Consider the following 13,072-nt stretch of genomic DNA (forward strand, 5'->3'; position numbering starts at 1 on the left):
GTATACTGTGTTGTCTTGATCACGTTTTCTTCGCGACTTAACCATTAAGTCCGTCGCTGGATGTTCCCCATCTTGCGCAGGTCTGGGATCACCGCTTTCTGCGGCGCCGCGCTGTCGGCGGCAATCTCGCGTGTTCAACCCGTGAGGAGCGCAGCATTTTACTGAGAGTCGAACGATACGATGGACCGATGATTTCAAGCAAAACTAGGCCCTTAAGGATAGCTGGGAGCATCATGTGTTCACTGGCAGTAGGTTATTGTGGGGCAAGCGCCTACTCAACGTTCCGTTTTGGTTTTGATGGAAGGGCTTTGATGACATTTGACATCCTCGCTTTTTGGTATGAGACGCCTTTCTATCTGGGATACACAACTCTCTTCTTCTATAGGGGTTTGGCTGTCGTCGTCTTAACGTCGGCAGCCATTCTGCTCGTTCAGCAGATGGTATCCGTGCGCGATCGGCAACATCACGGTACTGCACGCTGGGCTCGCGTGGATGAAATGCGGCGCGCGGGTTATCTTCAGCGGTACAGCCGCATCAGTGGACCGGTGTTCGGAAAGACGAGCGGGCCTTTTTGGTCTGACTACTACCTGACCAATAGCGAGCAGCCTCACAGCCTCATCGTTGCGCCGACGCGCGCGGGAAAAGGCGTCGGCATTGTAATTCCAACGCTACTAACGTTCGAGGGCTCGGTGATAGCCCTCGACGTTAAGGGCGAGCTCTTTGATCTCACTTCTAGGGCTCGCAAAGCGCGGGGCGATAGCGTGTTCAAATTGGCACCGCTAGACCCCGAGCGGCGGACGAATTGCTATAATCCTCTATTGGATATCCTAGCATTGCCGTCAGAGCGGCAGTTCACCGAAGCGCGTCGTTTGGCGGCAAACCTCATTGCGACCAAGGGACAGAGTGCGGAAGGTTTCATCAACGGCGCACGAGATCTTTTTGTCGCCGGCATTCTTGCCTGCATCGAGCGCGGTACGCCAACCATCGGGGCCGTCTACGACCTCTTTGCTCAGCCAGGGGAGAAATATAGCCTTTTTGCGCGTCTTGCGCAGGAGACCCAGAATAAGGAGGCTCAGCGGATCTTCGATGAAATGGCGAGTAATGATACAAAGATTCTGACCTCCTACACTTCTGTGCTCGGTGATGGCGGGCTGAACTTATGGGCCGACCCGCTGATTAAAGCGGCGACAAGCCGATCGGACTTCTCAATCTACGACCTGCGACGTCGCAGGACATGCATTTATCTTTGCGTCAGCCCAAACGATCTTGAGGTGGTCGCGCCTCTGATGCGCCTGCTCTTCCAGCAGGTCGTTTCAATTCTGCAACGCTCGCTGCCCGGCAAGGACGAGAAGCACGAAGTGCTATTCCTGCTCGATGAATTCAAGCATCTTGGTAAGCTCGAGGCGATTGAGACTGCAATCACCACGATCGCGGGCTACAAGGGCCGTTTTATGTTCATTATCCAAAGTCTCTCGGCACTGACCGGAACATACGACGAGTCTGGAAAGCAGAATTTCCTCAGCAATACTGGTGTGCAGGTCTTTATGGCAACAGCTGACGATGAGACACCGGTTTATATTTCGAAAGCCATCGGTGAATATACATTTCAAGCGCGGTCAACTTCCTATACCCAAAGCCTTACGTTCGATCGCAATATTCAACACTCAGATCAAGGAGCACCTTTATTAAGGCCAGAACAGGTGCGTCTACTACCCGACAAGTACCAGATCGTTCTCATTAAGGGTCAGCCACCATTGCAACTACGAAAGGTACGATATTATTCCGATCGCGCACTGAAGCGCATCTTTGATAGCCAGACGGGCAGGCTTCCGGAGCCAGCACCCCTGATGATTGCAGACGAGAGATTTAGCCACGTCTAGCTTTAAGGATTTTGACCAGCCATACTCCGCAAACCGCGATTCACGGGCAGCTAAGCGCTTCGTCCTTTTCCGCAAGATGCTGCAGAATGATAGCAATATTCATCCAACAAGATCGCCGCCTCGAGCCTCGAGCCAATGCAATAGCTTTTGCCCTTGTGGCGGCTGTACGATCAGCGACCCAAGAAATTTGTTCGCTGCCCATCTTTCTGCATCCTCTAGGGCCGTCTCGCCGCATGAGCCCGGCAGCAGCTCGCGGACAACACGCCGCTAAATGTCACATCGGCTTCTGCGAGAGGTATGTCCTGTCTGATTACGGAACAACAACGAAAATTCAGTGGCATGTATGGACGGCCTCCGCTTGGCAAGGGGCAGTTTAGTGTTTCCGGCAAGTTGGTCGGGTGCAGGCATGTATTTGGCCTCTGATTGCGGCTTGTTCATGCCGCTGGCCCTGATGTAGCCCGCTGATCGGATCCCAGACAGGTCAACGCGCTTTGAAGCGGCACCCACTGATCGGGTTCGTCCGATCCCGGCTCGACCGTTCGCCATCACACCATTTGCACCTCACCAGTTCCTGCAGCCTCCTGACTTTTCAAAGGATGGCGGCCGCCTCAAATCGCTTGCCTGTTGTCATCAACGCCCAGACGATCCGCGCCATCTTGTTCTCCAAAGCGACAGCGACAACGTTGTACGGTTTCTTCGCCAAAAGCTCGGCCGCCCAACGTGTCGGCGGAACTCTGGCCTTGCGGCTGAAGCGAAGTACCGCATGCGCCCCAACGACAAGAAGTCTGCGGAGATAGGGATCGCCTTGTTTGCTAATCCTCCCGAGCCGGTCTTTGCCACCCCATGAATTCTGTCGCGGTACCAAGCCTATCCACGCCGCGAGTTGTCGTTCAGATTTGAAGAGCGACGCGTCTGTCACGGTCGCGGCGATTGCGCTGGCAGTGATCGGGCCAATTCCAGGTATGGTCTCGAGGCGGCGGCTCAGCTCGTTCGAGCGATGCCAAGCATGAATTTGGCGATCCATCTCGCCGACCTTCTCGTGCACCTCCCGCAACTGCCCAATCAGCGAAAGAAGCGCGGACCGTGCAAGCGGAGGGATGAGATTATGGCCATCGTTCTTCGACCAACGCGATCAGCATACCAACACCGACGATACCCTGCCGAGTTACGATGCCAAACTCCGCCAGGTGGCCGCGCAAAGCGTTCACCAGCATTGTCCGCTGCCGGATCAAAAGTTCCCGGACGCGATGCAGCATCATGACACTCTGTTGCTCCTCGCTCTTCACCGGAACGACGCGCATCGTCGGCCGCGCCACCGCCTCGCAGATCGCCTCGGCATCTGTCGCGTCATTCTTTTGCCGCTTCACGCATGGCTTGACGTAATACCAACCGTCATTGATCAGAACCCTTGCGCCCATTGCCGTCGGCCAATTGACATGATTTTCCATGGCCGCTCCTGTAGTGTTCGCCAAGCGTAGCAGCAGTGGTCGACGATATCCTCGTAGGACTTGAAGACGCGGTTGGATAGCCAGTTATCCCTCATGAACTGCCAGATGTTTTCGACGGGATTCAGTTCCGGCGATTTCGGCGGCAAAGGCAGGATGGTGATGTTTTCTGGGACGGCCAGGTTGTTGGACATGTGCCATCCCGCCTGGTCCATGATGAGAATGGCGTGCCCATCCTCAGTGACGTTTCTGGCGATTTCAATCAGATGCTGGTTCATGGCATGAGTATCGCACCAGGGCATGACGAGGGCGGCGGCCTTGCCGTGCTGGGGGCAGATCGCGCCGAAGATATAGGCCGAGCGGGTGCGCTGGTCGTGCGGCGCAGATGGCCTTGATCCACGCTTGGCCCAGCGGCGGGTGATCTTGTTCTTCTGCCCGATACGGGCCTCGTCCTGGAACCAGATTTCGATCACTTTGCCCTTGGCGGGACCGGCGGCGATTTCTGCCACAGTGGTGGGGAAGTTTTTTTAAATGCCTCAGCCGCCTCGGCATCCTGCGCATGATGCCTCGGGCGAGCCGAGAGCTTGCGGTAGCCCATTGATCGCACTTCGCGACCCAAGGTCTCTTCACTCACCGAGACCCGGAACTCTTCCCAAATCCACTGGGCCAGATCACACAGACGCCAGCGAACGACGCCGTCGAGATAAGGCGTGGGGCCGCGCTCGATGGCTTGTGCCAGGGCTGTGCGCTGATCTTCGTTCAACAGTGACGGCTTGCCCGGAGCCTTCCCGTTGACCAGCCCGTCGGGACCGCGTGCGTTGAAGCGAACCACCCAGTCGCGCACGATCTGAACTGTCACGCTGCCGATCCGAGCAGCATTTGCGCGAGAGCCGCCATCATAGATCGATGCGAGGGCGAGAAGACGCCGAGCTTGGTCGGCATCTCGTGTCTGCCGAGCCAGACGCCGCAACCCATCCCCATCATACTCTGACCGCAACGAAATCGCCGAACCCATCGCAAACCTCCTGTTTGCGCCATCGATTCAGATTCGTCGGCTTTTGGGAATCATGAGAGTCAGACTCAGTGACGATTGGTATAAGACGCCGGCATCAGCCGAACCTCGTGCCCCAGCGCAATGAGGACCCGAGCCCAGTGGTGCCCGGTCGCACACGCCTCGATTCCGATCAGGCACGGCGGCAATGTCCTGAAGAAACCTGCAACATCGTCACGTCGCAGCTTTCGGCGGACCACTACCGCGCCCACCGCGTTTACGCCATGCACCTGAAAGACATGCTTGGCGATACCCAAACCGATTGTGCTAACATGCTCCGTGGGCGGCTCTCCTAATGTGACTTTCGACAGCCACACTTTGGCACATTGCGATTCGGGAGCGGAGGCCGTCCACCACATCAGGTCAATCTCAATGTGCGCGGCGGCAATCAAGGTGAGATTCAGCGTCAATCAGGATGAGACTCGGCGGCGGGGGTGTGACGAAGGGAGGGCGTAGCCCGACCGGAGTTACACCCCCGCCGCGGCGCAATTTTTCGGCGTCTCATGATCGCGGTCGGCCCGCTACGGTGGTGGTTTTCTGGAATGGAGAACCACCTTTGTGCCGGGTCGCCATGTAACCGATCATCAGATGAGATTATTCATGAAGTATCGACAAACGCATTCTGTTGAGGTCGCCGCCGCGAAGGCGTCGATCAGCCGGGCGACGGCATTCCGTATGGAGAAAGAGCAGCGCCTTCCGTCGCAGAACAAGCCGCCCCGCGGTCGGCGTCGTCCCGATCCGCTTGAGCATATCTTTGATGCGGAGGTCGTTCCGCTCCTCAAGGCCGCTCCCGGCATTCGTGCGGTCGCCGTTTACGACGAGATGCTGCGGCGTCATCCGGAACTTCCCGAAGGCATTCGCCGCACACTTGAGCGGCGAATCCGGTCATGGCGAGCCGTTCACGGTGAGGCACAGGAGGTGATCTTCCGCCAGACGCACGAGCCCGGCCGGTTGGGGCTGTCGAATTTTACCGACATGGGCAGCCTCAGCGTGACGATCGCCGGCCAACCGCTCGACCATCTGCTCTATCACTTCCGGCTGGTCTGGTCGGGCTTCGAGCACGCCCATGTCATCCTTGGCGGCGAAAGCTTCGTCGCCTTGGCGGAGGGACTGCAGAACGCCCTGTGGTCCATTGGCGGATCGCCGCTCTATCGCCGCAGCGACAGCCTGTCGGCCGCCTTCCGCAACCTCGATGCCGATGCCAAGGTCGATCTGACAAACCGCTATGAGGGCCTGTGCTCTCATTACCGGATGACGCCGACGCGCAACAACAAGGGCGTCGCCCACGAGAACGGCTCAATCGAAAGTTCTCACGGCCATCTCAAGAACGCGGTTCGCGATGCACTCCTGATGCGCGGCACCCGAGACTTCAACGATCTCCGCTCCTACCGCGCCTTCATCGACGAGATCGTCAGCCGCCGTAATGCCGCACATGGCAAGCGCATCGATACCGAGCGCCCGCATCTGCAGGTCCTTCCCGATCGCCGCACGTCCGACTTCGAAGAGGTGGTCGTCACGGTGTCCCGCACCGGCGGCTTCGCCTTGCGCAAGGTCTTCTACACCGTCCCCTCCCGCTTGATCGGCCACCGGCTGCGTGTGCGTTTGTTTGACGATCGCCTCGACGTCTTCATCGGCGGCACGCATCTACTGACGCTGCCACGAGGTCGCGCCCATGCGAGTGGCAAGCACGATCAGGTCGTCAACTATCACCACGTCATCCACTCTCTGCGCAAAAAGCCCATGGCGCTTCTCAACCTGGTCTATCGCGACAAGCTCTTCCCCCGGCCTGAATATCGAAGGGCTTTCGACACTCTTATCGAGCAACTGCCTGACCGGCAGGCTTGCAAGATCACCGTCGAATTACTGGCCCTGGCTCATGATCGCGGTTGCGAGCGTGAACTGGCCGAGGAGCTTGCCAGAACGCTCGACGCCCGCAAACTGCCCGACCTGGTGGCCTTGAGAGCGATCTTCGGCCCAGACCCGGATCAGTTGCCGACCGTTCATGTGCAGCTCGCATCGCTCAATAGCTATGAAGCCCTGATGGGGTCTGCCTATGCGGGAGAGGCCGCATGAAGAACGTCCACAACACCATCGACGAAGCCCGCCTCGGCATCATGCTCAATGAGCTGAGGCTGCCGACGATCAAGACGCTCTGGTCGCAATTTGCCGAGCAGGCCGATCGGGAGGGATGGCCAGCCGCCCGCTTCCTGTCGGCCATCGCCGAACATGAGTTGGCCGAGCGAGCGCATCGCAGGATCGAACGCCACCTCGCCGAGGCGCATCTGCCGCCTGGAAAGACACTCGACAGCTTCGCCTTCGACGCCGTGCCCATGGTCTCCAAGGCCCAGGTGATGGCGATTGCCGCCGGCGATAGTTGGCTCGCCAAAGGTGCCAATATCCTCATGTTCGGTCCGCCGGGCGGCGGAAAGAGCCATCTCGCCGCGGCCATCGGCCTCGCGCTGATCGAGAACGGTTGGCGGGTGCTGTTCACGCGCACGACCGATCTCGTCCAGAAGCTTCAGGTCGCACGGCGTGAACTCCAACTCGAATCCGCCATCGCAAAGCTCAACAAGTTCGATCTGCTCATCCTCGATTAACGTGCACTGCGCAGAGATGTGGAGCTGACACCGCAAGAGCCCGCAGACGCGCGACTTCCCACGATACAACTCCACATAACTGAATCACCGTCCACCTAGGATGGCCGCTCCCCAAACCTCAACAGGAGAGCGCCATGCTAAAGGTTTTGTTCCCGAAGTCTTTTTGTCATTACGAATGTTCGCGCTTCGGCGCGGAGCTTGAATTGTTTGCCCGGTGGTTGCTCGCAGCAGGATATCTACCTGGTGCTGCGACACGTCGCCATGTCCACCGATTGAAGTGCATTCTCGAGGCCACGGCCGCTCTTCAGTGTGGCCGGATTCTACTCGAAGCCGAATTGGACGGAGCGTTAGCCTTCGTTCCTGGCGCTCTGCGCCACGCTTCCACCGAACGCGCGTATCGCCGCTTCCTCAAGGCAGAGGGGCGGCTCGAAGAAACACAGCCGCAAGGCCCCGTGGAGCAGTTGCTGCTGCGATATCGAGAATATCTTCTAGACGTGAGGGGGTTAGCACCGGCGACGATCGGTCAGCATTTGGGAACGATCGAGGAGTTTCTGTCCTTGTCGGCTGGCGTGTCACAGGATCTTTCCGCACTGACATCAGAGCACGTCGAAAACTTCATTCATATCTTGAGCCGCAGGGTGCTGCGCCAAACACTCCAGCACAAGGTTGCCCATCTGCGCGCTTTCCTGCGTTTTTGCGGCGATCGTGGTAAGACTGCGCGAGGGCTAGAGCGCATCGATACGCCCAGAACCTATCGTGGAGAATTGCCACCTCGTGCCCTTGATTGGGAGGTGATCGAAAAATTGCTGTCCTCGGTCGCGAGGACTGATTATCTCGGCCGCCGTGACCATGCGATCCTCCACCTCATGGCCTATTACGGCCTGCGACCTTCTGAGATTGCAGCGCTGACGTTGGACGCAGTCAATTGGAAGCGACGTACGCTGCGGGTAGAGCAGCGCAAGACTCGTTCGACGCTCGTTCTTCCTTTGGCCGACCAGACCCTTGAAATCCTCGACCTATATCTTGTTGATGGGCGTCCCTGCGATGCGGCGACGAACTTTCTATTCCTTAAAGCGCGTAGTCCTGTGGGAGCCCTGACGAGCTGGGGGATATGCGACATCTTCACCAAGCGAGCACGGCAAAGCGGCCTGCCGCTAGATGGTGTCTCATCATACGCATTGCGCCATTCGTTTGCCATGCGATTGCTAGGCCGCGGCGTTGGGGTAAAGACGATCGGTGACCTGCTCGGCCATCATAGCCTTGAGAGCACTTGCGTTTATCTTCGCATCGAGACGGACATGCTGCGTACGGTGGCTCTGCCCGTACCTGGTATTGCCGGCTTTTAAGGAGAACGGCAATGTTCACAGCCAACTCTCCGACACCCCTCGATCAGCCAATTGTGGCATGGCTTGCCCACCAGCGCGCTCTTGGTCGCCGCTATTATCCGGAGGAAAGGGTTCTGGTGTCCTTGCGCGAATTTATCAGCCGCACCGGACAGGATCTTGACCGAGCAAGCTTTGATCGGTGGTGTGCCACCTTCCCTCATCTGGCAAGCAATACCCAGCGTTATCGCCAACGCGTTGTCCGCATGTTCTGCCTTTATCGACGGCGCAAGGAGCCGGGCTGCTTTGTCCCTGATCCCTTGTACTTCGCGCGGCCCCAGCCTTACCGGCGTCCCGTTATCGTGGAGCCTGGGCAAATAGCCAAAATGTTGACGGCTGCGAACAATATGTCCGTCGCGTCGGGATCGCCACTGCGGCCTGCGGTATATAGGATGGCCGTCATTCTGCTGTACACGACCGGGATGCGTCGCGGCGAATTGCTACGCCTTACGCTGGCAGACTGTGAGCCTGAAAGCGGGGTGTTGCGGGTACGGGAATCCAAGTTCCACAAATCGAGAATATTGCCGCTGTCGTCCCACGCACATGCCGAATTGTGCAGCTACCTTCGAAAACGTCTCGCCCCACCCTTCAGCAGGGATCCAGACACACCCCTTCTCATCAACACGGAAGGCGGTCTTCGTGCCTATACCGGAACTGGGATCAGCGGCGGCATCCACGCTCTATTCAAAATGGCAGGTGTTGAGGATAGCGAGGGCCGGCGCCCGCGCATCCACGATCTGAGGCACAGCTTTGCGGTCGGCGCGCTCATCCGTTGGTATCTGGACGGCGCCGATGTGCAATCGAATTTGCCGAAACTGGCTCTCTACATGGGCCACGTCAGCATCGTGTCGACGGCATGTTATCTGCACTTCCTTCCAAAGCTGAGAGAGATCGCCAGCGACCGCTTTGAAGGGGCTTTCGGCGGTCTCGTCAGCGAGGTTGTGGCATGAAGAAACATCAATCCACCGCATTGGGCCGAAGCATGGCACGCTTCTTTCAAGAATATCTTCCCGCTCTCCGCGGCATGAGCCATCATACGATCCAAAGCTATCGCGACACGATGGTCCTGTTCCTGCGATTTGCAGCGGCAGAGACCAATGGATCCGTTGAAAGCATCGACGTCTCCGACATCAATGCCGACAGGATCGGCAGCTTTCTCACGTCACTTGAGGTCGAGCGTGGCAACAGCATTGCGACCCGCAATGCAAGGCTGGCGGCGATGCATACCTTTGCGCGGTTCCTGATCTCGGAGCATCCCGAATATATGGATACCCTGCAACTGGTGGTGACACTTCCCTTCAAGAGGGGCGCGCGGGTGGCACCTGTCGAATATCTCGAAGAGCCCGAAATCAAGTGCGTCCTGGCGCGTATCGACCGCCGCACGCCTTCTGGGCAGCGGGATTACGCGCTGTTCTCGCTGATGTTCAATACGGGTGCACGAGTTCAGGAAATCCTGAATCTTCGCATTTGTGACCTTCGTCTGGTATCGCCCTGTCAGGTGCGCTTGCACGGCAAAGGCAACAAGGTTCGCCTCTGCCCGATCTGGCGAAACACGGCCCAACTACTTCAGGAGTTGATCAACACGCTGCACCCGCCCTCAGATAATCCCGCCGAGCAAAGGGTCTTTCTCAACGACCGCGGCACACCACTGACCCGGTTCGGTGTTCGATACTTGCTGCGCAAATATGTTGATATGGCTGCGGGGGAAGAAACCACCCTGGCGGGAAAAAGCATCCATCCCCACTCTTTGCGGCATACGACGGCCATCCACCTTCTCAAGGCGGGTGTTGACATCGCCACCATCAGTCAATGGCTTGGCCACTCGGGGCTGAACGTAACGATGCGCTATACGCGCGGGCCGATATCGATATGAAGCGGCAAGCGCTCGAACAAGTCTTTCCCGACGTGATGTCATCGGCAAAAGATCAGACGGTCATCGCTTATGATGGCGGGATGTTAGGCTGGCTGCGCCGCTTGTAAACGCTCAGTTATGTGGAGTTGTATCGTGGGAAGTCGCGCGTCTGCGGGCTCTTGCGGTGTCAGCTCCACATCTCTGTGCAGTGCACGTTAATCGAGTAATGTGCAGCACAACATTACTTGATGATCTGGCCTACGTCACCAAGGACCAGGCCGAAACCAGCGTGCTCTTCGAACTCATCTCCGCAAGATATGAGCGGCGTTCCATCATGATCACCGCCAATCAGCCCTTTGGAGAATGGAACCGCGTCTTTCCGGACCCGGCCATGACGCTTGCCGCGGTGGACCGACTTGTTCATCACGCAACGATCTTCGAAATGAACGTCGAAAGTTATCGGCGACGTTCCGCCATGGAAGCCAAACGCCAGCGCGGCAGACCTGCCGCCTTCGCGACAATCAAAAGTGCTTCCCAGATTGTCGCGGAGCGACAATCAGAACACGACGAGACTCTTGCCAGCGACAATCAGCATGATACGGTCATCCCGACCGCGACATAAGAATCTCATCCAGATTGTCGCCGCCGTCTCATCCTGATCGTCGCGCTATACTCAATGGCTGCTTCACCGGGAGCCTACCCGCCGACGTCGTCGTGAGGACTACCCGTCACGCGGCCAATGTGCCTCCGTAGTGAATATCGACATCAGCCTCAAAGAAGTAGCCTGCACCCCGGAATGTTTTGATCAGACGAGGGTTGGCCGGATCCGACTCAAGCTTTCGGCGCAAGCGCAGGATCACGACATCGACGCTTCGGTCATACACCTCTTCTCCACGTACTCGGCTCGCAAGCAAAAGCTGTTCTCTGGACAAAACCTCGCGTGGCTTTTCCAGAAAGGCGACTAAAAGATTGAACTCACCTGCGGTCAGCTTGAGCTCGCCTCTCTGTTCAGAGATCACTCGGCGTTGCTTAAGATTGAGCGTCCAACCGGCAAAATAGAAGGAACGGCGATCTTTCGTCCGTGGAATGACGGCCCGCTGGCGCAATCCTACGCGAATGCGGGCCAAGAATTCTCGCATTCCAAAGGGCTTCGGAACGAAATCAGTTGCTCCGAGTTCCAGTGCGACAACCTTTTCGGTCTCCTCAAGCCGATCTCCGCTGATGACAATGACGGGAATATCCGTTTTGCTGGTCAAATTGCGGACGATGTCCAGTCCATCTTCGCGACCCAAAGCAAGATCAAGAACCACCAGATCGACCGGATAACACGAGAGCACGCGATTGAGCTGGCCACCATCGCTTAGTGCGGTTACCTTAAAGGCATGCATCGTTAGATACTCCTCAATGAGGTGCCGCATGGCGACATCGTTATCGATGACAAGAACGTGTTTCAATGGCTCACCTTTCGATCTTCAATCAATCGTTTCTGATTGCCCGGTGCAGCTCTTAACGGGCACTCCGTAGGACGAGACACCGGCCGCATTCCGGATCTGCCGGCAAACGCCTTTCGTTTAGGCCCTTAGGGCCATGGCGCGCGCACTCTTCCAACGGCGTATCCTCCAAAACTTCCGATGAACTCGCTTCTCCAGCAACGCGCTTGCCGTGCGCCTTTTGTCGCGGAACGGCTATGTCGGCACCGAAACGCCCACCAGCTTGAACGCTCCGCGACGCGTCCAATATCCTCGACGCGATCGGCGTCCGTGAAGGCTACCCCCCGTGGCCCAAGTGGTCGCCGCCGGACGGAAACATGTGATTGCCGCCGCCGTGCAGGAGCCTGTCGAGTGCATTTGCGATCGCCGTGCTGTCGCCGGAAAGTTTGGTGAATGACAGGACAGCAGGGCGCCTCTGCGTCGCTGCAAGCGCGCCTTTGTTCACGTCCATGGCCTGCCAAAGGCTGATGTCGTGGTCGCCGCAGCGGGAAATCAATTAGCGGGGCTGCGACAGTCGCATTGGTCACCCCGTCGACGAAGATCAAGTCACCAGTTGCTAGTTTGTTGTCTTTGTAAGAGTCGAACGCGATCGGCCCGTGCGTAGAGAAGTTGCAGACACCAACTTCGCTCAGCGATATCGCTGCCTCGTGCACGGAGGTGTAGACATTCACTTGTTGATTGAGCAAGGTGACAGTGCTGGCACTGTCCGTCTTCGCCCACAGAATATACTTCCGCCGGGGGAAGACCGGATTGACATCGGACCAGATGACGTGCGCCCCGAACTGACCTGCCACTAAAGGTCTCGAAGAAGGGGCCACGAGCGTGTTGCGGCGCGAGGCCCTCACGGCAAAGACGAAGAAGACGGCCTCGCCCTCCTTTGCTGTCACGTGGTCCCTGTAACGGGTGACGATCTCCTTGACGCTGGACCGGGTCTGGCGTGAACTAACCGTCGAGGTTAGCCAGTAGATAGAGAGCTCAAGCTGATTGTTGTTTTCACCCCAGCGGTCGAATGCGTTAGGCACGCACCGGCACGTCCAATCCTGACGCCGATTGGATGATGGCGCCATGTAAGCGGCGACACGACCGAAAAAAATCGAGCCCATCCCTCTTGAAAGCTTCCCTCTCTCTCCGCACCTGAATTCTTCTCTAATAGGACGCACCGACATTGGTAAAATTGATTATTCGGATACCGATAATCTACGCTATGGATGCCGCAGAATGCGTCTACAGCCTATTCAGGAACTCCAGCCCGGAATAAGGGGGCGTCTTTATCAACGTCGGCTCCTTCATCGCCAACGTCGCCTCGAGATAGATTTGTGTCGTCTCGACCGATTCATGGCCGAGCCACAGGGGATAACGCCGCGATCGACGCCGG

8 protein-coding genes and 4 pseudogenes are annotated in these 13,072 nt (G+C 57.6%); 7 read left to right on the top strand and 5 right to left on the bottom strand.

All coding sequences use genetic code 11. The annotated features are described in order from the left end of the window. Positions 1-188: 188 nt before the first annotated feature. The gene (gene virD4 / locus J3R84_RS29195) at positions 189-1,880 is read left to right on the top strand and encodes a type IV secretion system ATPase VirD4 (protein ID WP_024312635.1); all 1,692 of its coding nucleotides are present in this window, start codon (positions 189-191) and stop codon (positions 1,878-1,880) included. A 589-nt stretch (positions 1,881-2,469) separates the two neighbouring features. Here the strand turns inward: virD4 and J3R84_RS29200 are convergent. From J3R84_RS29200 to J3R84_RS29210, 3 genes and pseudogenes are all read right to left on the bottom strand, one after another. Then, positions 2,470-3,259: pseudogene (locus J3R84_RS29200) on the bottom strand (IS110 family RNA-guided transposase); the annotation flags it as partial. 20 nt (positions 3,260-3,279) lie between these two features. Further along, positions 3,280-4,340, bottom strand: a protein-coding gene (locus J3R84_RS29205) for an IS630 family transposase (RefSeq protein WP_113569768.1) whose coding sequence is annotated in 2 segments (ribosomal slippage) — positions 3,280-3,848 and positions 3,848-4,340 — 1,062 coding nt in all. Because the reading frame shifts where the segments join, the coding sequence is not laid out codon by codon here. Between the two features lie 80 nt (positions 4,341-4,420). Continuing rightward, positions 4,421-4,687 (bottom strand): annotated as a pseudogene (locus J3R84_RS29210) (hypothetical protein); the annotation flags it as partial. Positions 4,688-4,934: 247 nt separating this feature from the next. Here J3R84_RS29210 and istA point away from each other — a divergent pair. From istA to J3R84_RS29240, 6 genes and pseudogenes are all read left to right on the top strand, one after another. Continuing rightward, positions 4,935-6,449: an IS21 family transposase gene (gene istA / locus J3R84_RS29215; RefSeq protein WP_435526097.1), complete on the top strand. Its 1,515-nt coding sequence runs from the start codon at positions 4,935-4,937 to the stop codon at positions 6,447-6,449. Further along, a pseudogene (locus J3R84_RS29220) lies at positions 6,446-6,970 on the top strand (ATP-binding protein); the annotation flags it as partial. The gene istA and the pseudogene J3R84_RS29220, both read left to right, overlap by 4 nt. A gap of 137 nt (positions 6,971-7,107) precedes the next feature. Further along, positions 7,108-8,319: a tyrosine-type recombinase/integrase gene (locus J3R84_RS29225; RefSeq protein ID WP_203530177.1), complete on the top strand. Its 1,212-nt coding sequence runs from the start codon at positions 7,108-7,110 to the stop codon at positions 8,317-8,319. An 11-nt stretch (positions 8,320-8,330) separates the two neighbouring features. Further along, complete coding sequence (locus J3R84_RS29230) at positions 8,331-9,305, top strand: tyrosine-type recombinase/integrase (protein ID WP_207932888.1); 975 nt, start codon at positions 8,331-8,333, stop codon at positions 9,303-9,305. Beyond that, a complete protein-coding gene (locus tag J3R84_RS29235) occupies positions 9,302-10,228 on the top strand; it encodes a tyrosine-type recombinase/integrase (protein ID WP_225906608.1) in 927 nt (308 codons plus the stop codon). The genes J3R84_RS29230 and J3R84_RS29235 overlap by 4 nt, the downstream gene beginning before the upstream one ends. A 220-nt stretch (positions 10,229-10,448) precedes the next feature. Continuing rightward, positions 10,449-10,829, top strand: a pseudogene (locus J3R84_RS29240) (ATP-binding protein); the annotation flags it as partial. Positions 10,830-10,935: 106 nt separating this feature from the next. Here J3R84_RS29240 and virG read toward each other — a convergent pair. Then, positions 10,936-11,661: a two-component system response regulator VirG gene (gene virG, locus J3R84_RS29245; RefSeq protein ID WP_011970867.1), complete on the bottom strand. Its 726-nt coding sequence runs from the start codon at positions 11,659-11,661 to the stop codon at positions 10,936-10,938. 125 nt (positions 11,662-11,786) lie between these two features. After that, positions 11,787-12,863: an elongation factor 1-alpha C-terminal domain-related protein gene (locus tag J3R84_RS39120; protein ID WP_435526098.1), complete on the bottom strand. Its 1,077-nt coding sequence runs from the start codon at positions 12,861-12,863 to the stop codon at positions 11,787-11,789. Between the last annotated feature and the right edge of the window lie 209 nt (positions 12,864-13,072).

This window comes from Ensifer canadensis, assembly GCF_017488845.2.
Taxonomy (GTDB): Bacteria; Pseudomonadota; Alphaproteobacteria; order Rhizobiales; family Rhizobiaceae; genus Ensifer; species Ensifer canadensis.